Raw genomic sequence first — 20,111 nt, 5'->3', positions numbered from 1 at the left:
GGTGCGGTTTACCGCACCGGCCGGCTTGGTCTGGGTTACAGGCCTTTCTTCTTCAGCTCTTCTTTGAAGTTGTCGCGACTGAGCAGCACGACCTCGGTCACTTCGGTGAACTTGGGTGGCTCGACATCATTGACCACCCAGTCTTGCAGCATCTGGACGCTCTTGTAGCCATGGACGTCCGGGCTCGGCAGCAGGGAGCCGAAGAAGCCGGTCGGTTTGGACTTGGAGAGCTCGCTCACAGCGTCGGTGCCGTTAATACCGATGCCGATCACGTCAGTCGCCTTGAAATCCTGCCCTTCGGTGGCGCGTACGCCGCCCAGCACGGTGTTGTCGTTCATGCCGACGATGAGCCAATGTTTCACTTCCGGATGCTGTACCAACATGGAGTTGGCAGCATCGAGTGCCCCTGGGATGTCGTTGCTCTTGGTCGGGGAGCGATAGATCTGGGCCTCCGGGAAGCCCGCGGTCTTGAGGGCGCTGATGGAGCCTTCGACGCGGCGACGCGCAGTATCCAGCTCGTCAGCGGTAATGGCGAGCACACCAGTCTCCTTGACGTCCCACTTGCGATTTGTCATCTCCTTGTAGAGCTCCGCCCCCTGGCGCTCACCGATCTTGGTGGCCGCCATCATGATCAGGGGAACGTCAGCCATGGGCTGCCCTTTGGCGTTGAGGAACTGGTCGTCCACTGTGATCACCTTGAGATCCAAGCTGCGGGCCTTGGCCATGATGGCGGAGCCGAGTTTGGGATCCGGGGTGCAGATGACAAAACCCTTGGCGCCGTTGGCCGCCAGGCTGTCGATGGCATTGAGGGTCTTCTCACCATCTGGTGCGGCAATCTTGATCACTTCGAAGCCGAGATCTTTGCCCGCTTTGTCAGCAAAATTCCACTCAGTTTGGAACCAGGGCTCTTCTGGTTGCTTGACCAGATAACCCAGTTTTAGCGTCTCCGCGACGACAGAATTTGCCATACCCATGACCAATCCAACCGCAAGCAGACTTTTAACCAATTTTTTCATGTGCTTGTCTCCAACTGTTCTAATCGTTCCATTGTCATCGTGGTTTCCCTCGGTATGGCAAACTACGGCGGCAGCTATTTTTCACTTACAAACATGCAGTTAAAAGATCCCATCTCTGGGGCGCTTAATATGTAAGTGATATTTACAGAACAGTTAGTGATCTGTGCCGCACAGTGTAATAACGGCTTTTTTATCCATATTTTCAGCAAAATCGTTACATATGGATTTTGCAATACCCATCACCCCCTCACATAGATAGCGGTAATGTCCATGTAATTAGCCATTCATTACTAACCAATTCAAGCCAACATCTTCTAACTTCCTGCTCATTCAACCTACATGGTCAGGAGCACTCTCTATGTCTGAGCACATCGTCATCGGCCTTGATTTTGGTAGCGACTCGGTACGTGCACTCGCCGTCCGCTGCCGCGACGGTGCCGAGCTGGCAACCCACGTGGTCTACTACCCACGCTGGCAGGCTGGCCTCTACTGCCAACCCAGCAGCAACCAGTTCCGCCACCACCCCCTCGACTATATGGAGTCGATGGAGCAGGCCATCGTCCAGGTGGTGAGCCAACTCACCCCCACACAACGTGAAGCGGTGCGCGGGATTGGTGTCGACAGCACGGGTTCAACCCCGGCTCCCATCGACGCTGAAGGCCGAGTGCTGGCACTGCGCCCCGAGTTTGCAGATAACCCCAATGCCATGTTCGTGCTGTGGAAGGATCACACCGCCATCGAGGAAGCCGAGGCAATCACCGCGCTTTGCCACAGCGGCCAGTTTGACGATTACAGCCGCTACATCGGGGGCATCTACTCCTCCGAGTGGTTCTGGGCCAAGATCCTGCATGTGTCACGGGCCGATGCGACGGTGCGCCAGGCTGCCTGTAACTGGGTCGAACTGTGCGACTGGGTGCCGGCCATCCTGAGCGGCACCGAGGCTCCAGCTGACATCAGACGAGGTCGCTGCTCTGCGGGACACAAGTCCCTGTGGCACCCAAGCTGGGGTGGACTGCCCCCCGCCAAGTTCCTCGACGCACTGGATCCGCTGCTGACCCGAGATCTCGACTTCCCGCTGTTTACCGACAGTTGGACCGCCGATCTGCCAGTCGGTACCCTGACTCCGGAGTGGGCCGAGCGCCTGCACCTTAGCTGCGACGTGGTGATTGCCGGCGGCGCCTTCGATTGTCACATGGGGGCTGTTGGGGCTGGCGCTCGTAACAACGCGTTGGTCAAGGTAATCGGCACCTCCACCTGCGACATCCTGATCGCCGATCAAGAGACCATCGGTGAGCGGGCCATCGCCGGGATCTGTGGCCAGGTAGATGGCAGCGTGGTGCCCGGCATGATCGGCCTTGAAGCCGGCCAGTCCGCCTTCGGTGACATCTATGCCTGGTACCAGCGCCTGCTGAGCTGGCCGCTCGATCGCCTGGTCGAGCAGTTCCCTGAACTGCGCACCACCATTGAAGATCAAAAACAACAGCTGCTGCCTGCATTGGGATCCGCTTGGGATGCTCGACCGGATCTGCGCCATTTGCCGGTGGTACTGGACTGGTTCAATGGTCGCCGTACCCCTTACGCCAACCAGCGCCTGCAAGGCACCATCACCGGGCTCAACCTCGGCACCAGCACCACCGACCTGTTCGGTGCCCTGATCGCCGCCACCGCCTTCGGCGCCCGCAGCATCATGGAGTGCATGACCAGCCAGCAGGTGCCGGTCGAGCAGGTGGTGGCGCTCGGTGGTATCGCCCGCAAGTCGCCCATCATCATGCAAGTGTGCGCCGACGTGATGAACCGTCCCATCGAGGTGGTGCATTCGGATCAGTGCTGCGCCCTCGGCGCCGCCATCTTCGCCGCCGTGGCAGCCGGTCTCTACCCGGATGTGGCCAGTGCCCAGGCCGACATGGCCAGTCGGATAGAACGCACCCATCAGCCGCGCCCGGACAAGGTGGTTGAGTATGAACGTCTCTACCAGCGCTACCTCGGCTGGAGCCAAGCTGCCGAGCCTCTCTACAACGCGGGAGAGCTGGCATGAGACTGAAAGCACTCCGTGAACAGGTGTTGGAGGCCAATCTGGATCTGCCACGCCACGACCTGGTGACCTTCACCTGGGGCAACGTGAGCGGTATCGATCGCGAGCATGGCCTGGTGGTGATCAAGCCGAGCGGCGTCAGTTACGAGCGGATGCGTGCCGAGGACCTAGTGGTGCTGACCTTGAACGGGCAGCAGGTTGAGGGGGAAATGCGCCCCTCCTCAGACACTGCCACCCATCTGGTGCTCTACCGCCGCTACCAGGAACTCGGCGGCGTGGTGCATACCCACTCGACCCACGCTACCGCCTGGGCCCAAGCTAAGCGCGCCATCCCGATCCTTGGCACCACCCAGGCCGACTACTTCAACGGCGCCATCCCCTGTTCCCGCCTGCTCACGGCTGGAGAAGTGGCCGAAGACTACGAGGGGCTGACCGGCCATCTCATCGTCGAAACCTTGGGACAGACCCCCATTCTCACCATGCCGGGCGTGCTGATCGCCCAGCACGGCCCCTTCAGTTGGGGCAAGAGCCCGGAAGATGCGGTTCACAATGCCGTAGTGCTCGAGGAAGTGGCACGCATGGCCTGGATCAGTACCCAGCTCTCGGCGCAAACAACCAGCCTGCCAGATTACATTCAGGACAAGCACTACCAGCGCAAGCACGGCAAGAACGCCTATTACGGTCAAGGCAACGCCTGACATCACCCCGAACAAAGAAAGGACAGCAAGATGGAATTCATGAAACAACTCGAAGTCTGGTTCGTCGTCGGCAGCCAGCACCTCTATGGTGCCGAGACCCTCAAACAAGTGGCCGACCATGCTCAGACCATCGTCAGTCAGCTCAATGCCACGACCAAACTGCCGCTCAAATTGGTGCTCAAGCCCACCGGCACCACCCTTGATGAAATCAGCTCCATCGCCCGCGATGCTAACCACAGCGAGCAGTGCGCCGGCCTGATGGTGTGGATGCACACCTTCTCCCCCGCCAAGATGTGGATCCCGGCCCTGAGCCAGTTGCAGAAGCCGTTGTTGCAATTCCACACCCAGTTCAACCGCGATCTCCCCTGGAGTGAGATCGACATGGACTTCATGAACCTCAACCAGACCGCCCATGGCGGGCGCGAGTTCGGCTTTATGGGGGCCCGCCTGCGCCTGCCGCGCACCGTGGTGGTCGGTCACTGGCAGGATGAGGATGCCCACCGCAAGATTGGCAACTGGATGCGTATCTCGGCCGCCATTTACGACAGTCGCCATATGAAGATCGCACGCTTTGGCGACAACATGCGCAACGTGGCTGTGACCGAAGGTGACAAGATTGAAGCACAGATCCAGTTTGGCTATCAGGTGAACTATCACCCGGTTGGCGATCTGGTCAAAGTGATCGACGCCGTTCCCGCCGCCGATATTGAGGCGCTGCTGGCAGAGTACGAGCAGACTTATACCCTGACCGAGGCGGTGCAGGCAGGAGGCCCCCAGCGAGCATCGCTGTATGAGGCGGCACGCCAGGAACTGGGGATGAAGAAATTCCTCACCGATGGTGGCTTTAGCGCCTTTACCACCACCTTCGAGGATCTTCACGGCCTGCACCAACTGCCTGGACTGGCCTGCCAGCGTCTGATGCAGCAAGGATTCGGTTTCGGCGGCGAAGGGGACTGGAAGACTGCGGCTCTGCTGCGCACCCTCAAGGTGATGGGGCATGGCCTACCGGGCGGCACCTCCTTCATGGAGGATTACACCTATCATCTCGAGGCGGGCAACAATCTGGTGCTTGGGGCCCACATGTTGGAAGTCTGCCCCTCCATCGCCGCCGCCAAGCTTGTGCTCGATGCCCAGCATCTGGGGATTGGCAAGAAAGCCGATCCGGCCCGTCTGCTGTTTTCGGCCCCGGCCGGCAAGGCGGTCAACGCCAGCCTGATCGACATGGGCAACCGCTTCCGCTTGGTGGTCAATCAGCTGGAAGTGGTGGATCTGCCAGAAGCCATGCCCAAGCTGCCTGTCGCCAGCGCCCTGTGGAAACCCATGCCGGATTTACAGACCAGCGCAGAGGCCTGGATCCTGGCCGGAGCAGCTCACCATTCGGTATTCAGCCAAGCGGTCACGGTTGACCAGTTGCGTAACTTCGCCGACATCATGAACATCGAATTCCTGTTGATCGACGAGCACACCCGCATCCCCGAGCTGCAACAGCAGATCCGCTGGAACGAGGTCTTCTACAAGATCTGCCAGTAACCGTAACCAACGTCGGGAGGGCCTTTGCTCTCCCATCATGAGTCGGATGCCACTGCAGCGCGGTGGCATTTCTTTAGTACCCCCTGCCTTCACCCACAGAGATAAACCCCTATGGTTGACAAACTGACCCAGCTGAGAGCCCTGACCACGGTCGTTGCCGATACCGGCGACATCGAAGCCATCAAGCGCTACCAGCCCATCGATGCCACCACCAACCCTTCCCTGGTGTTGAAGGCATCCGAGATCCCCGAGTATGCGGCACTGATCGAAGACGCCATCAGCTGGGCCAGGGCCCAGAGCCAGGACAAGGCACAGCAAATCATCGATGCTGGCGACAAGCTGGCGGTCAACATCGGCCTGGAAATCCTGAAGATCGTCCCGGGCCGCATCTCCACCGAGGTGGATGCCCGCCTCTCCTTCGACACCGCCGCCAGCATCGCTAAGGCCCGCAAGCTGATCCGCCTCTACAACGAGGCCGGCATCGCCAACGATCGCATCCTGATCAAGCTGGCCGCCACCTGGGAGGGGATCCGCGCCGCCGAGGTGCTGGAGAAGGAAGGCATCCAGTGCAACCTGACCCTGCTGTTCTCCTTCGCCCAGGCCCGTGCCTGTGCCGAAGCCGGCGCCTTCCTGATCTCCCCGTTCGTGGGTCGCATCCTCGACTGGTACAAGGCCAAGCACAATCGCGACTACAGTGCGAGCGAAGATCCGGGCGTGGTCTCTGTCACCGCCATCTACGACTACTACAAGCAGCACGACTACCAGACCGTGGTCATGGGTGCGAGCTTCCGCAATACCGGCGAGATCTTGGCGCTGGCCGGCTGTGACCGCCTGACCATAGGCCCTGCCTTGCTGGAGGAGCTGAGCAAGAGCGAAGGCACCGTGGTGCGTAAGCTGAACTACACAGGCGAGCGCAAGGCCAAACCTACCCCGATGAGCGAGGTCCAATTCCGCTGGGAGCTGAATCAGGACGCCATGGCCGTCGAGAAATTGGGTGAAGGCATCCGCCTGTTCGCCGTCGACCAGGGCAAGCTGGAAACCATGCTGGCTAGCCATCTCTGATGCCTCTTACACAAACCAGCAGGGCACTCACTAGCGCCCTGCTGCGGCAGTAATACGCCAAAAACTTGGCCACCAAATGAAATAATCGCAGGAGATACAGATGCCTTCTCGTAAAGAGCTTGCCAATGCCATTCGCGCATTGAGTATGGATGCCGTTCAAAAAGCCAACTCCGGTCACCCGGGCGCCCCCATGGGAATGGCAGACATCGCCGAAGTGCTGTGGCGTGGCCACCTCAAGCACAACCCGAACAACCCCAAGTGGGCCGACCGCGACCGTTTCATCCTCTCCAACGGCCACGGCTCCATGCTGCTGTACTCCCTGCTGCACCTCTCCGGTTACGATCTCTCCATCGATGATCTGAAGAACTTCCGCCAGCTGCACTCTCGCACCCCGGGTCACCCGGAGTACGGTTATGCCCCTGGCATCGAGACCACCACAGGCCCGCTGGGTCAGGGCATCACCAATGCCGTGGGCATGGCGATCGCCGAGAAGGCCATGGCCGAGCAGTTCAACCAGCCGGGTCACGACATCGTCGACCACTACACCTACGCCTTCATGGGCGACGGCTGCCTGATGGAAGGCATCTCCCACGAGGCCTGCTCCCTGGCCGGCACCCTGCAGCTCGGCAAACTGATCGCCTTCTGGGATGACAACGGCATCTCCATCGACGGTCACGTCGAGGGCTGGTTCACCGATGACACCCCCAAGCGCTTCGAAGCCTACGGCTGGCACGTCATCCCGGCCGTTGACGGTCACAACCCGGAAGCCATCAATGCCGCCATCGAGGCCGCCAAGGCCGAGACCGGCAAGCCGACCCTGATCTGCTGCCGCACCATCATCGGTTACGGCTCCCCGAACAAGTCCGGCTCCCACGACTGCCACGGCTCACCGCTGGGCAACGACGAGATCGCCGCCGCCCGCGCCTTCCTGAAGTGGGATCACGCGCCCTTCGTCGTCCCGTCTGACATCGCCGCCGAGTGGAATGCCCAGGAGAAGGGCACCAAGCTGGAAGCCGACTGGGCTGCCAAGTTTGCCGCCTATGAAGCCGCACACCCGACCCTGGCTGCCGAGTTCAAGCGTCGCACCACTGGCGAGCTGCCGGCCAACTGGGCCGCTGAATCCGCCAAGATCATCGAAGCCCTGCAGGCGAACCCGGCCAAGATCGCGACCCGCAAGGCGTCCCAGAACGCCCTGGAAGCGTTCGGCAAGCTGCTGCCCGAGTTCATGGGTGGTTCCGCGGATCTGGCGCCGTCCAACCTGACCATGTGGTCCGGCTCCAAGTCCCTGACCAATGAAGATGCCTCCGGCAACTATATCCACTACGGTGTGCGCGAGTTCGGCATGTCCGTCATCATGAACGGCATCGCCCTGCACGGTGGCTTCATTCCCTACGGCGCGACCTTCCTGATGTTCATGGAATACGCTCGCAACGCTCTGCGCATGGCCGCCCTGATGAAGCAGCGCGCCATCTTCGTCTACACCCACGACTCCATCGGTCTGGGTGAAGATGGCCCGACTCACCAGCCGGTCGAGCAGATCGCCTCCCTGCGCCTGACGCCGAACATGAGCACCTGGCGTCCCTGTGACCAGGTGGAGTCCGCGGTAGCCTGGAAGCACGCCATCGAGCGCACAGACGGCCCGACTTCCCTGATCTTCTCCCGTCAGAACCTGGCCCAGATGGACCGTACTGCCCAGCAGCTGGCCGACGTCGCCAAGGGTGGCTATGTGCTGAAGGATTGTGCCGGTACCCCGGAGATCATCCTGATCGCCACAGGTTCCGAAGTGGAGCTGGCCGTGGCTGCCTACGTTGAGCTGACCGCCAAGGGTCGTGCCGTGCGTGTGGTCTCCCTGCCGGCCACCGACGTGTTCGACGCCCAATCCGCCGAGTACAAGGAGTCCGTGCTGCCGTCCTCCGTCACCAAGCGCGTCGCCATCGAAGCGGGCATCGCCGACTACTGGTACAAGTACGTGGGCCTGAACGGCAAGATCATCGGCATGCACACCTTCGGTGAATCTGCACCGGCCGAGCTGCTGTTCAAGGAATTCGGCTTTACCGTGGAAAACGTGGTCGCCACCGCCGAATCCCTGTAATCGCTGAACGTTGGGCAGATACCCCCCTGTTGCGCCCCGTCACAGTGCGCAAGTTCATGGTGGGTTTTGAGATGTTGGCATTGACCCAGCGCGATCTGACCCCGGAGAAAGCCGCAGAATGGCTGGGGCTTTCTCCCCCCAAAACTAATGAGGTAACCCCATGACCCCGAGCCAACGCTCCAGCGCCGTTTTTGCCGAGCAGTTTGAACCGCAACCCGACCTACTGATGGTAGCCCCCGGCTGCTTCAACCTCATCGGCGAGCACACCGACCACAACGACGGCTTCGTGCTGCCCTGCGCTATCGACTGCGCCAAAGCCGGGTCCGGGGTGATCGCATGAGAGAGTTTCATCTGCAGAACGAGGCGGGTTTGCGTGTCGGTGTGCTGGACTTCGGCGCGACCCTGACCAGCCTTGGCGTACCGGTCGACGGCCGCTATCGCAACGTGCTGCTGGCGTGCGAACCGTTCGACTACCCCCTCCAGAGCGCTTATCTGGGGGCCATGGTCGGCCGCTTCGCCAACCGCATCGGCAACGCCCGTCTGGCGCGGGACGGCCAGGAGTGGCAGCTGGACGCCAACGAGGGCCCCACCTGCCTGCACGGCGGCAGCCAGTCCCTGCACAACCGTCTCTGGGACCTCGTTGAGCAGGGCGAGGATCGCATCCGCCTGCACACCCTGCTGGCAGACGGGGAGCAGGGCTTTCCTGGCAACCTGGCCGTCGAGCTGGAGTACCGGCTGGAGGGGTTCGACCTAGTGATCGAGATCGGCGCAACCACTGACGCGCCGACGCCAGTCAACCTCACCAGTCACGCCTATTTCAATCTGGACGGGGGCGACGTGCGGGATCACAGAATCACCCTGGCTGCCGACCATTATCTGCCGATCGACGAACTCTTGCTGCCCTTGGAGCGTGCCGGAGTGGAGGGGGTTTTCGACCTGCGCCACGGACGCCGCATCGGTCAGCAGTGGCTCAGCCATCCGCAACAGATGCTGGCGCGCGGCTTTGATCACTGTTTCCTGCTCGACACAACTGAGGATAAACCTGCAGTGACCCTGGTTGCCGGCGATGAGCGCCTGAAGCTAGAGATGTATACTGACCAGCCCGGGGTGCAGCTCTACACCGGTAACTGGCTGAGCGGCACACCGGCCCTCGGCGGCGGTGAGTGGCGCAACCATCAGGGGCTCTGCCTCGAGGCTCAGCAACTCCCGGACAGCCCAAACCGGCCCGAGCTGGGGGATCCCTGGCTCCTGCCGGGCGAGACCTATCGTCATCTCACCCGCTACCGCCTGTTCCCCTCAAATTGAGTCCTTCCCGAGGGCAAAAATGCAGAACCGGGTTGCGCAGTGTTGCCACCCTGGGAAAACGCCCTCGGCGCCCTTCTCCCCCGCGGGAGGGGGGGCTGCTGCTTCTCGAATCAATTAGGTGATGAGAGCGGGACACAGAAGTTGTAAACGATGTGTGGTGGCTGTGGGTCAGCGAAACGCGGTTCTTAAGTTGATACCACATTCATTTGCAGCCGCGCTCAGCTACAGCCCCCGGCTGAGGTAGTTGGCATAGGTGGTCCACTTAAGCTTGTGATGCAGTCCTGCCGGGTCGGGCCATTCAGCTGATTGAATGTCTTGCCGCAGGTTTTGCAACGATAATGCTGTTGTCCCCACGAACGCCCCCAGTGAATGACATGGGATGACTGGCAGCCGGGGCAGGCTGGCAAAATTGAATGCTACGCAGCTAATGCTTGATGGGGTTGGTCGCGTTGCAAATGGTTATGCAGGTGTTCCTGAGCTCGCTCCAACTGGGTAACCGTTCTCCGGACCCGAGGGGATGAATCGCGAAAAATGGAGCAATCCATGATGGCGCCAATTTGGCGACGGTGTGGCGCATGTACATTAACAAGCTGTGGTTAGAGAGCTGCAGAAAGGTCAGTCTGGTCTTTGATGTTGAGGTGCTGGGCACGAAGTGTGATGTCCTGATTCGAGTCCCTGCACTCTCTCATTTTCGTGCAATTTCGTGCAATTCAGTGCAAACCAGCAGAAACCATACGCAACCAAAATTAACCTAACCCGCTTGAATCAACGGCTTATAACTGCCAGAATTTACACTCAACCGTTGTTTCTGGATTCAAAATCCGCCGGTGAATAACCGTGTCGGTTCGAGTCCGACCCCGGGCACCATCAAATTCATGACAAAAGGCCATCAGCAATGATGGCCTTTTGTTTTTTTGGCGTTTCTGTGCTTTTGGGGCGTTACTGTTGAGCTGGCAGTACTTCCCGTTACCTCTTGGTATCCCTTCTCTTTTCCTGCTCTCCATTATTTCCTTTTCTTGATATAGCCGCTGACGGCACCACCGCTAGCGGCCTGCTTCTATTGCGGTTTTCTTCCAAACCTTGCTGCATCAGAACATGGTTGCCGTGCTATCCCAGCAGGGCAAACAGCAGGGTGCCGAGGCTGCCAGCGAGTGTCAGCGCGATGATGGCTCTGGGTGTGCCGTGCAGCTTGGTCCACATAAACAGGCTGGTGAGGGCGAGCAGCAGCAGGGCCAGGGCGGCGATATCGCCAAACAGCTGCCAGCCGAGGCCGGTGCCCATGCCGCGGTGCAGCCGGTTGAGGCTGGCGGCAAAGTTGGCCAGTTGCAGGTCGGTACGTATCAGCAGGGTACCCTCGACATAGCTGGCGGCCACGCTCTGGCTGAGGGTAACGCCGCGCATCTCCCACTTGGCGGGCAGGGTGAGCGGGCCGTTCGGGGTGGGCAGGGTCTGGGCCGGGGTGATCATGGTTCGCCCGTCGGCAAAGGTATCGGGATAGCGCTGTTGCAGCAGGCTTTTCAGCTGCTCCGGGCTGGCGAGTGGCGCCTCCAGCACTATCTCTTCACTCGATTTGTCGGTGTGGGGGCCGGGAATGGGCAACACGGCACGGTGTTGCAGCCAGAGGCCGGTGATGCCGTACATCAGCATCAGGGCGAGGGTAAAAAAACCGGCCCAGGTATGGAGGCGGCGTACCCATTTGTTGTTGTGAAGGGGAACTCTTCTGCGTTTCATCGTGGTTGCTTCATAAGAAAACTGGCCAGCAGGGGCTGGCCAGTCGGGGTGGTTGTCACAGAGATCAGAAGCGGTAGGTACCGGTCAGACTCAGCTGACGGGGCGTACCCGGCATGATCTGGGTGGCACTGGTGGCGCTGACAAAGTACTCGTGATCGGTCAGGTTTTCGGCGCTCAGCTCGGCTTCCCACTGCTGCCAGCGATAACCGGCGCGCGCATCGAAGCGAGCGTAACCGGGCAGAGTGGTGGTGTTGGCGTTGTCGGCAAAGCGATCGCCCACTGCCGTCACGCCGGTTTCGCCGAACCAGCCCTGCTCGCCACTCTTGTAGCCGAGATAGAACTGGCCATTCTGACGGGAGACGTTCATCGGGCGCTTGCCCTGCAGATCCGCATCCGCCTTGACCTGCTCGGCATCCTGAATGGCAAAGCCGCCACGCAGATAGATCTCGTCGGTCAGCTCGGCGCGGGCGCTCAGTTCGACCCCTTCGGTACGCTGCAGGCCGGTGAGGATCACCTTGGTGGGATCCAGCGGATCCTTGGTGCGCTTGTTGTACATCTCCAGTCGATAGAGGGAGAGAGTGGTCGCCAGCTTGCCGTTCAGCCAGTCACTCTTCACACCACCTTCGTAGAGGCGGGTGTGCTGGGGTTCCAGCCCGTTGTTCTTGTCACCCGGGGTGATGCCGATCAGCTCGCCGCCCACCGGAGTGAAGGTCTTGCTGTAGGAGGTGTAGAAGGCGTGATCCTCGAGGGGGTTCCACACCAGACCGAGGCGCGGGCTCAGGCTGTTGACCGAGACGCTCTCCTCCTTGTTGAGGTCGTAGCGGCGACTGGTGACAGTGAAGTCGTCACGGCGCAGCCCGCCCACCAGATGCCAGTCACCCAGGCTGAGCTGATCCTGCAGATAGAGGCCATTGCCGCGCACCTTGTGTTTGGCGTCGCTGGAGAGCTTCATGGCGCCATTGTAGGTAGGCAGTGAGCCCGGATCGTAGAGATTGCCAGACGGGATGGCGGTGGCGTTCTGGTAGAGCTTGGGTGTGCGCTCCTGCCAGTTCTGCTCGAAGCCAACCAGCAGGCGATGTTCCACCGGGCCGGTCTGGAACAGACCTTCTGCCTCGGTGTTGCTGATGAGGTTCTTCGCTTTCAGATCCTGCTGCCAGCGGGAGCGGGTCACCTTATCCCCTTTGACGCTGGTGACATAGGTGTTGTCAAACTGGCTGTCGAGGGTGGAGTAACCGAGCTGCTGGCGCAACTGCCACTGATCGTTGATATCCCAGGAGAGGCGGGAGCGGGTGGATTGCGCCACGTCATCGATGAAGTCGCGGCTGGTATCGCTGTAAACATACTCCCTCGGCACATCGGCCGGACGGCCATTGACCCCGGGAATGCCGCGATCCGGGGTGCGGTCATGTTCGTTGCGCTCGTACTGCACCAGCCAGTTGAGGTTGTCGCTGATCTCCCAGTTGACGGAGGGGGCCAGCAGGGTGCGTTTGCTCTTCACGCCGTTGCGGAAGCTATCTTTGTCCTCTTGCGCCATGTTGAGGCGCAACTGTACCTGCTCACTCGCCTCGCCATTGAGGTCGGCGGCCAGTCTCTGACTGTCAAAGCTGCCGACCCGGGCGGTGACGCTGGACTCCTGCCCTTTCTGTGGCTTCTTGCTGACCCGGTTGACGATGCCCCCCGTGCTGCCGCGGCCGTAGAGCACGGCGGCCGGGCCCTTGAGCACTTCTACCCGCTCGATGTTGCCGAGATCCCGGGTGTACTGCATGTCGTCGCGGAACCCGTCGAGATAGAAGTCGTTGCTGGCGCTGAAGCCGCGGATGTTGACCCCGTCGAAGCGGGTATCACCGCTGGCGTTGACCCCGGGAATGCCGCTCAGGGCTTCACTCAGCGTCGGTTGGCCGAAGGCGGTCAGCTCGCTGACCTTGACGCTGTCGATGGTCTGGGGCACCAGCTTGGCTGGCGTATTGGTACGGGTTGCGGTAGCAACTTCCTGATGCTGGGATCGTTTGCCAACCACTGTCATGGTTTCATCGGCGGCCTGGGCAGTGAAGCCGGTGCCCAGCAGTGCCAGCGAGACCAGCGTTCTGCGAAAGTGAGGGTGCTGCATATTCAATATTGACTCTTTGGATGTCGACCTGACGGCTCGAACATATTGATTTAATTATAATTAGCCTGACCCACCAAAGCGGGATGCCAATGATATTGATTTTCATTTGTCTGGCAAGGTGAAAATGGAGAGGGGCATTGGAGGCGGGTTGTGCGGTCGGGGACGCTCGGCTGAAAAGCAGAGCCATTGCCGCAAACCGCGCGAACGAAGCGAGGGAAAAGGGCGTAGCGGAAGAGAAAGGGACAAAACGTGAAGAGGCATCCGGCCCGATAGGACGGGCCGGATATCGGACTCAGCGAGTACGCAGCAGTCGGCGGGCGAGGGGCAGGGCCGCCAGCAGGCGATAGGCCAGCAGAGACGCTCCCAGCAGCAGCGGCACCTTGGTGATCTCCCACAGGATGGATGCGCCCTGCGGGCCGAATACGAAGAGCCAGACCACCAGCATCATGTGCAGGCAGTAGATCCCGAGCACTTTGGGGGCCTGGCGCTCAAGCCAGCTGCCCTTGCCCCACTCGGGGTTGGCCAGCAGCAGGCCAAACAGGCCGATAGCCCAGGGAAGGGAGCCGAGCAGGAAGTCGTGGCGGGTGAGTGGCACCCCAGCGAAGTGCTGCAGCGCCCAGGCTTCACAGCCATAGAGCGCCATGCCCGCCAGCAGCAGTTGCCAGCCCATGCGGGCATCGGGCTGCCACTGACGCTGGCGCAGCAGGGCACCAAGCGCCACAAACAGCAGGGAGAAGAAGGGGCCGTTACGGGTGAGCAGTGGCCACTCGGCACCCAGCAGCGGCTTGGCATAGGAGCCCCCCAGCAGCGCCAGCAGGTAAAGGCCAAGACCCAGCCAGAGGGCGAGCGCTGGTCTGCCAAGCCGGTAGCAGAGTGCCAGCAGGGTCACCGCCATGATCAGGGCTGGCAGGAACCAGAGGTGGATCATGCCGCCCACCAGCCAGCCATTGAGGGGGTCGCCGAGCTGGAATTGCCACTGCCCGCGCAGGGAGGCCAGATAGCCTTGCTGCACGGCATCCAGCGGATTGAACGGCACCAGCAGGTAGACCAGGCTCCACACCAGCCAGAGTAGCAGCAAGGGGCGGCAGTAGCGCCAGGCCACGGTCAGTGGCGCCTCGCGACTCAGTCTCGGCTGCAGAAAATAACCGGCACAGAGGAAAAACAGCGGCACGGCAAAGCGGCATAACTGGTTGATGGTGCCGCTCAGCCAGAGCCAGGATCCGCTTCCCCACAGGGCGGGATTGAACGGATTGGCGAAGGGGGATATGTGAATGGTCATCACGGCCAGAATGGCCAGCACCCGCCCGCACTCGATACTGGAAATACGCATGGTGGCTCGTCGTTACAGGGGTTGTGATGGCACGCTAAAATTCTTGCCGAAAACTTACAACCAATTGATTCTATTAGTGTGAATCACGCTGTTGAGTAGTTACGTTTTGTAACGGGATGGCGGAAGGTGTTACCTGTAGCGGGAACTGGATCCCATTTTTTGGGCGCGCTCACGCAAAAAAAGCGAGGCGGGCGCCTCGCTTGGTTGGGGATCTCGAGTTTACTGGTGAGTCAGCATGCTGCTCTGGTTGGCTGCCAGGGTGGTTCTGCCCGAGCTCTCCAGCCAGGTTTTGATCCGCTTGGCATCGGCGACCCGATCGTTGGTGGTCTCGGCATTGAGCAGCACCATGATCACCGGCTCACGATTGACCTTGGTGCCCAGCACCAGACAGCGGCCCGCTTCGCGGATATAGCCGGTCTTGGAGAGGGTGAATTCCCATTGCCCTTCGCGGATCAGCCGGTTGGAGTTGAGGTAGTGCAGCTGACGCTTGTTGGTACGCACATAGCTCTGCTCGTCGGTGGAATATTGGCGGATCAGCGGATAGGAGGCCGCTGCGGCGGCGAGTTTGGCGAGATCCTGCGCGGTGGAGACATTGCGCGGGTTGAGCCCTGTGCTGTCGGCGTAGCGGGTATTCCACATCCCCAGCATGCGGGCTTTGGCGTTCATCGCCTCGACAAAGGCACGCTGGCCGCCGGGATAGTGGCGGGCTAGCGCCGAGGCGGCGCGGTTTTCAGAGGACATCAGGGCGATATGGAGCATTTCGGCGCGACTGAGCCTGGAACCTATGGCCAAGCGCGATCCGGTTCCCTTGATGCGGTCGATGTCGGCATTGGTCACGGTGAGCATTTCGTTGAGGCGCAGGTTGGCATCCAGCACTACCAGCGCCGTCATCAGCTTGGTGAGTGAGGCGATGGGCATTACCCGGTTGCCGTTGCGCTCGGAGATCACCTCGCCGGTTCTGTGGTTGGCCACCACGAAAGCGGCCGAGCTGAGGTTAGGCACATCCCGTCGCTCGAGAAAGCCGCTGCTGCTCTTGCTGCTGGCGGAAAAGGGGTTGGCATGGGCACTGTCCATAGTGGCCGGCAGCATTACTGCGCCAAGCAACAGGGGAAGGAGGGAACGCATCATCATGATCAGCTCTACCGGACGAAATACAGGGATATCTCGCTAAGTTATATGTCGTGAACTGGCGCTTCACAATCATTCTCACCTTGATATTGATAATTTACGGCGTTGAGCGCGCTCTAACGGCGAGGAGCGCGTAAAAGAGGTCTCTATGGAGTCTTTTTTTGCATTGAAACTATGGGCTGGCCGTGATGGTGAGCGGAAGCCAGCGCTAAAAAAATCGGGACCAGAACGGTCCCGATTGGCATGGAGCATTGCCTGCCGGTTAGTGGGCATCTTCCTGCTTGATCTTGAAGCGCATGGCGATCACCACGAAGAGCAGCGGGCCAATGATTGTCCAGACGCCGGTGGAGATATCGCCGGAGATAAAGGGGGCGACCACGGTAAAGACGTTGCCGAAGGCGACCAGGATCAGGCTGATGATGGTGGCCAGCAGTACCGAGCCCGCGCTCTTGAAGAAGATCAGGTCCTTGCCCAGCGCCGGGTTGTTGCGATAGCGATACCAGGCGTAGATGAGGAACATGTAGGGCAGGGTCATGCCGACGTTGGTCATGGTGATGATCAGCTCATAGAGGGCGGCGGCCCCTTCCGGGTTGATCAGGGTAAAGATGGACTTGGCGGCAATGAACAGACAGACCACCCAGGCTTGCACCTTGAGGGCTTCAATCCGCACGCCATTCTCGTTCTCGCGCTGGAAACGCTCCGGCCAGAAGTAGCTCGGGGTGCCGGTGATGAACTGGCGCAGCGGTGCGTAGGAGAGGGCGATAAAGGCACCCAGATAGCTCAGGAACATGCCCAATCCGGCAAAGCGCATGAACACCTGTCCCAGCCACTCGCCACCAAGATGGCGCCCCAGCTCCAGCATGATGATGAAGAGGGCGGAGAGAGAGGTGATCCCCTCGGCCGGGAAGTCGCTCCAGCGCATGATGGAGCCGACCGCCAGAAAGCCGATGATGTAGCAGAGCACGATGAAGGCGCCGGAGAGGAAGATGCCGCGCTTGAGGTCACGCTCGGGATCTTCCAGCTCGTCAGCCACCCCGGCCATCGCCTCGACCCCGCCGTAGGCGAAGATGGCGAACACCATAAAGCCGAGGAAGGGGGTGATGTCGTTGAAAGCGGCATTGGGAGAGGCCGTCAGCGATGCCTGGGCGAAGGGCTCCTGCAGGGTCATGCCGCTCACCGTGAAGGTGAAGACGCCGCCAACCAGCAGCAACACGTTGAGTGCCACCACGGAGAGACCGCCGATGGCCGCCACTTTGGCGAAGCGGGCGCTACCCAGGGTGATGAGCTTGGTGACGGTGGCAACCAGCGCGATGGCGACCACACCCAGAATAAAGGGGCCAAAGTCGATGCCGGTACCCAGGGTGACCGGGATGACGGTGATGTCGTGGCCAAACAGCATGAAGGAGAGGGGCACCCACATAGAGAGCGCCTTGCCAAACATCCAGATGACGTAGGAGGCGAACCACATGGTCAGCCCGATAAAGGCGTAACGGGTCGAGACCGAGTGGCGCATCCAGGTAAAGATGCCGCCCGCCTCTTTGCGAAAGCCGGTGCCGAATTCGATCATCATTAAAATGAACGGGATGAAGAAAAACAGACCGCCAATGACGAACATCGGAATGGCGGCATATCCCATTCGGTAAAAACCGATCCCGATATTAGTGACGCCAAATACCGATGTTAATATCATCAATATAAAGGCGCCCAACTTCAGCTTTTTTGCTGACATATTAAAAACTCCCTGATGGTGCTGGATTTAAAATAATCAAAAATTAAACAGACGAAACTGGGCCCATTAATAACGCGGTAGCGCCATGCCATCCTGCTGTGGCGGGCGCGATCGGGTCATCTCTGACCGGGCTGGCTTACCCGTCAGGCGGTCAGAATGTATGGGCGGAGCGGCATGGTCTGTGCCATGCGCGGTATTGGTCAGCGTTGCCGAAAATTAACTGTGAACGATTTTATCATTAATGCTGCTGGGCAGGTAAGTTTCCCGAATGAAGCTGTGGTTGAAATAAACAGACCTGCCAGTTAATTGATACGTTGCGGATGTAAACATTTACGCCCGGGCCGACACTTATTTCCATTATTGGTATTCGGCATATTTGGCGGAGTGAATTACGCCATCCTGTCAGATAAATCTGCACCAATGGCGACAGGGCTTATCCTCCCAGCCGGGTCAGCAGCACGCCGCCAGTGATAATGGCCGCCGCCGTCAGCCGCATGCGCCCGAGCGGCTCTTTCAGCAGCCAGACCGAGAGCAGCATGGCAAACAGCACACTGCTTTCGCGCAGAGCCGCGACCACGCCAATGGGGGCTTGGGTCATGGCCCAAATAACAATCCCATAGGCGAGCAGTGACATGGCACCTCCTGCCATTCCCGCCATCGCATGGCGACGGATCTGGCGCCATGCGTTGCGTTTCTGGTGGACGAGCAACACCAGCAGCATCGCCAGCCCGGTACAGGCAAAGAGCCAGAGGGTGTAGCGTACCGGTTCACCCCCTGCGCGGGCGCCGGCTCCATCCGAGAGGGTATAGGTCGCCGTGAACATGGCCGTGATCAGTGCTGCCCGAACTGCCTTGCTGTCAAGGCGCTGCTGCCCGCCTCGCCAGGCCATCAGCAAGACCCCCATGATCAGCACGCAGGCGCCGATGATGCCGCCGTAACCGGGGTAGTCCCCCAGCAGCAGGGCACTTAACGCCATGGCGAGCAGCGGGGCACTGCCACGGGCCAGCGGATAGATCTGGCCAAAATCGCCCTGATTGTAGGCATGGCTGAGAAACAGGCAGTAACCGATATGGAGCAGGACTGAGAGGCCGAGCCAGGGCAGCTCGGCAGCAGAGGGAAGCCCCATGGGCAGCAGCGCCACAGCGGCGATAAGCCCTGAGAAGATCGCCACCAGTGACACCCCCACCAGCCGCTCTTCGCCAATCTTGACCAGCGCATTCCAGCTGGCGTGAAGCAGGGCTGCCAGCAGAACGGCAAAAAAGACGGTGGTGCTCATGGGAAAGGGCTCTCGGGCGATGGGGGTCAACAGCATACCCGCCCGGAGCCTGATTGGCCGAGATCTTTATCAAGGCTTCGGCTTTTCGGGGCTCGCCTCCTGCTTGAGGGTGTTACCCAGTTGCCCCAGCACCAGTTTGGGATGGGGATCGGTCTGCAGCGGAATATCCTGCAACTCTGTTCCCTGCTGATGGCGATGGATGATCCCGGCGGCCATTTTGCCCAGCGCTTCGTAGCTGCTGATGGTGCCAACGCTGCAGCCATGTTCAACGAACAGCTCGGCACTGCAGATGGTAGGGATGGCCGCTGCGTTGAGTGCATTCAGCAAACGAGGGGCGATGGAGAGCAGATAGCTGTCTGCGGCCAGAAAGACGATGTCGTTTTTGGCATCCTGTTCCAGCCGCTTCAGTTCGTTGTCCAGCCGTCGCGGGTCAGGGGCCATTCGCCAGGTGACCATCTGCCACTGATAGCGCTTCGCTTCATTGAGCAGCATATCGGCCACCAGCAGGGTGTTCTGCTCACGGGGGTTGAAGGGTAGCAGCAGCCGTTTGCCGGTGGCCAGATGCTCGCTGGCGTTGGCCAGTTGCAGTGCCATCGGCACCATGTTGCTCACCCCGGCCACCATGCTGTTCTTGGCTTTGTCTTCCGAGAGGATGTCTGCCCCGACCGGATCGGAAACCACATTGAAAATCAGAGGCTTGCGGTTGGCCACCAGACTCTTGGTCATGGTGGTGGCGGTGGTGCCAAAAGTGTAGATGTAGTCGTATTCGGCCAGTTTCGGCAGCATCTGCTGGCGCAGCATGGTTGCCAGCGCAGTACGATCCTGATCGGCGTTATAGGTGGTGATAGTGGCCTGATAGCCAAGGCGGGTCAGCTCTGCCCGAAAGCCCGCTTCGGCTGCGGTTTCACCGCGCCACAGCACCATGGCGATAGAGAGGGCGTGAGCGGGAAGAGCTAGCAGCAACAGCAGGACGAAAAGCAGCCTGACCATGATCATCTCTCCGGCGATACATCTACTGTTGAGCCTAGGCTACTTTCTCCGGTCGTGAGCGACGCTCAGCAAAAAGCGCGATGGC

Annotated in this window: 14 protein-coding genes and 2 pseudogenes; 8 read left to right on the top strand and 8 right to left on the bottom strand. The window is 60.2% G+C overall.

Translation table 11 applies throughout. The features are described from left to right. Nucleotides 1-35: 35 nt before the first annotated feature. Nucleotides 36-1,016, bottom strand: coding sequence for an arabinose ABC transporter substrate-binding protein (locus AB5Y86_RS12795; protein ID WP_100652447.1), 981 nt, complete (start codon nt 1,014-1,016; stop codon nt 36-38). Nucleotides 1,017-1,374: 358 nt separating this feature from the next. Here AB5Y86_RS12795 and AB5Y86_RS12790 point away from each other — a divergent pair, with 358 nt between their 5' ends. The 8 genes and pseudogenes from AB5Y86_RS12790 to AB5Y86_RS12755 all read left to right on the top strand — a co-directional run bounded on the left by AB5Y86_RS12790 (nt 1,375) and on the right by AB5Y86_RS12755 (nt 9,735). Then, nucleotides 1,375-3,051: a ribulokinase gene (locus AB5Y86_RS12790; protein ID WP_100652449.1), complete on the top strand. Its 1,677-nt coding sequence runs from the start codon at nt 1,375-1,377 to the stop codon at nt 3,049-3,051. After that, a complete protein-coding gene (locus AB5Y86_RS12785; RefSeq protein ID WP_100652451.1) occupies nt 3,048-3,746 on the top strand; it encodes an L-ribulose-5-phosphate 4-epimerase in 699 nt (232 codons plus the stop codon). The genes AB5Y86_RS12790 and AB5Y86_RS12785 overlap by 4 nt, the downstream gene beginning before the upstream one ends. Nucleotides 3,747-3,776: 30 nt before the next feature. Further along, the gene (gene araA, locus AB5Y86_RS12780) at nt 3,777-5,276 is read left to right on the top strand and encodes an L-arabinose isomerase (protein ID WP_100652453.1); all 1,500 of its coding nucleotides are present in this window, start codon (nt 3,777-3,779) and stop codon (nt 5,274-5,276) included. A gap of 111 nt (nt 5,277-5,387) precedes the next feature. After that, a complete protein-coding gene (tal, locus tag AB5Y86_RS12775) occupies nt 5,388-6,338 on the top strand; it encodes a transaldolase (protein ID WP_100652456.1) in 951 nt (316 codons plus the stop codon). A gap of 100 nt (nt 6,339-6,438) precedes the next feature. Then, nucleotides 6,439-8,430 carry a transketolase gene (tkt, locus tag AB5Y86_RS12770; protein WP_144715420.1) on the top strand — a complete coding sequence of 664 codons (1,992 nt, stop codon included), beginning with the start codon at nt 6,439-6,441 and terminating at the stop codon, nt 8,428-8,430. Nucleotides 8,431-8,453: 23 nt separating this feature from the next. Next, a pseudogene (locus tag AB5Y86_RS12765) lies at nt 8,454-8,594 on the top strand (UDP-glucose--hexose-1-phosphate uridylyltransferase); the annotation flags it as partial. Further along, a pseudogene (locus AB5Y86_RS12760) lies at nt 8,591-8,737 on the top strand (galactokinase family protein); the annotation flags it as partial. The pseudogenes AB5Y86_RS12765 and AB5Y86_RS12760, both read left to right, overlap by 4 nt. A 29-nt stretch (nt 8,738-8,766) precedes the next feature. Further along, complete coding sequence (locus AB5Y86_RS12755; RefSeq protein ID WP_100652460.1) at nt 8,767-9,735, top strand: aldose epimerase family protein; 969 nt, start codon at nt 8,767-8,769, stop codon at nt 9,733-9,735. Between the two features lie 1,107 nt (nt 9,736-10,842). Here AB5Y86_RS12755 and AB5Y86_RS12750 read toward each other — a convergent pair. From AB5Y86_RS12750 to AB5Y86_RS12720, 7 genes are all read right to left on the bottom strand, one after another. Then, on the bottom strand, nt 10,843-11,466 hold the full coding sequence (locus tag AB5Y86_RS12750; RefSeq protein WP_368192992.1) for a PepSY-associated TM helix domain-containing protein: 624 nt from the start codon (nt 11,464-11,466) through the stop codon (nt 10,843-10,845). A gap of 64 nt (nt 11,467-11,530) precedes the next feature. Beyond that, entirely contained in the window at nt 11,531-13,573 is a 2,043-nt protein-coding gene (locus AB5Y86_RS12745) for a TonB-dependent receptor (protein ID WP_368192991.1), read from the bottom strand. A 292-nt stretch (nt 13,574-13,865) separates the two neighbouring features. Then, the gene (locus tag AB5Y86_RS12740) at nt 13,866-14,903 is read right to left on the bottom strand and encodes an acyltransferase (protein WP_368192990.1); all 1,038 of its coding nucleotides are present in this window, start codon (nt 14,901-14,903) and stop codon (nt 13,866-13,868) included. 219 nt (nt 14,904-15,122) lie between these two features. Continuing rightward, nucleotides 15,123-16,034 carry a D-alanyl-D-alanine endopeptidase gene (gene pbpG, locus AB5Y86_RS12735; protein ID WP_005336410.1) on the bottom strand — a complete coding sequence of 304 codons (912 nt, stop codon included), beginning with the start codon at nt 16,032-16,034 and terminating at the stop codon, nt 15,123-15,125. A 259-nt stretch (nt 16,035-16,293) separates the two neighbouring features. Beyond that, complete coding sequence (gene yjeM / locus AB5Y86_RS12730) at nt 16,294-17,760, bottom strand: glutamate/gamma-aminobutyrate family transporter YjeM (RefSeq protein WP_368192989.1); 1,467 nt, start codon at nt 17,758-17,760, stop codon at nt 16,294-16,296. 433 nt (nt 17,761-18,193) lie between these two features. Then, nucleotides 18,194-19,072: a DMT family transporter gene (locus tag AB5Y86_RS12725; RefSeq protein ID WP_205759564.1), complete on the bottom strand. Its 879-nt coding sequence runs from the start codon at nt 19,070-19,072 to the stop codon at nt 18,194-18,196. Between the two features lie 33 nt (nt 19,073-19,105). Further along, nucleotides 19,106-20,026, bottom strand: coding sequence for an ABC transporter substrate-binding protein (locus AB5Y86_RS12720; RefSeq protein ID WP_368192988.1), 921 nt, complete (start codon nt 20,024-20,026; stop codon nt 19,106-19,108). Between the last annotated feature and the right edge of the window lie 85 nt (nt 20,027-20,111).

Source organism: Aeromonas sp. s8 (assembly GCF_040907785.1).
Lineage (GTDB): Bacteria > Pseudomonadota > Gammaproteobacteria > Enterobacterales > Aeromonadaceae > Aeromonas > Aeromonas veronii.
This window is presented reverse-complemented; position numbering and strand designations above follow the sequence as displayed.

What these genes read in the sequence shown, in the direction of transcription:
- AB5Y86_RS12795 (WP_100652447.1), bottom strand. Translation starts at nt 1,016, where the DNA reads ATGAAAAAATTGGTTAAAAGTCTGCTTGCGGTTGGATTGGTCATGGGT.
- AB5Y86_RS12790 (WP_100652449.1), top strand. Translation starts at nt 1,375, where the DNA reads ATGTCTGAGCACATCGTCATCGGCCTTGATTTTGGTAGCGACTCGGTA.
- AB5Y86_RS12785 (WP_100652451.1), top strand. Translation starts at nt 3,048, where the DNA reads ATGAGACTGAAAGCACTCCGTGAACAGGTGTTGGAGGCCAATCTGGAT.
- araA (WP_100652453.1), top strand. Translation starts at nt 3,777, where the DNA reads ATGGAATTCATGAAACAACTCGAAGTCTGGTTCGTCGTCGGCAGCCAG.
- tal (WP_100652456.1), top strand. Translation starts at nt 5,388, where the DNA reads ATGGTTGACAAACTGACCCAGCTGAGAGCCCTGACCACGGTCGTTGCC.
- tkt (WP_144715420.1), top strand. Translation starts at nt 6,439, where the DNA reads ATGCCTTCTCGTAAAGAGCTTGCCAATGCCATTCGCGCATTGAGTATG.
- AB5Y86_RS12755 (WP_100652460.1), top strand. Translation starts at nt 8,767, where the DNA reads ATGAGAGAGTTTCATCTGCAGAACGAGGCGGGTTTGCGTGTCGGTGTG.
- AB5Y86_RS12750 (WP_368192992.1), bottom strand. Translation starts at nt 11,466, where the DNA reads ATGAAACGCAGAAGAGTTCCCCTTCACAACAACAAATGGGTACGCCGC.
- AB5Y86_RS12745 (WP_368192991.1), bottom strand. Translation starts at nt 13,573, where the DNA reads ATGCAGCACCCTCACTTTCGCAGAACGCTGGTCTCGCTGGCACTGCTG.
- AB5Y86_RS12740 (WP_368192990.1), bottom strand. Translation starts at nt 14,903, where the DNA reads ATGCGTATTTCCAGTATCGAGTGCGGGCGGGTGCTGGCCATTCTGGCC.
- pbpG (WP_005336410.1), bottom strand. Translation starts at nt 16,034, where the DNA reads ATGATGATGCGTTCCCTCCTTCCCCTGTTGCTTGGCGCAGTAATGCTG.
- yjeM (WP_368192989.1), bottom strand. Translation starts at nt 17,760, where the DNA reads ATGTCAGCAAAAAAGCTGAAGTTGGGCGCCTTTATATTGATGATATTA.
- AB5Y86_RS12725 (WP_205759564.1), bottom strand. Translation starts at nt 19,072, where the DNA reads ATGCTGTTGACCCCCATCGCCCGAGAGCCCTTTCCCATGAGCACCACC.
- AB5Y86_RS12720 (WP_368192988.1), bottom strand. Translation starts at nt 20,026, where the DNA reads ATGGTCAGGCTGCTTTTCGTCCTGCTGTTGCTGCTAGCTCTTCCCGCT.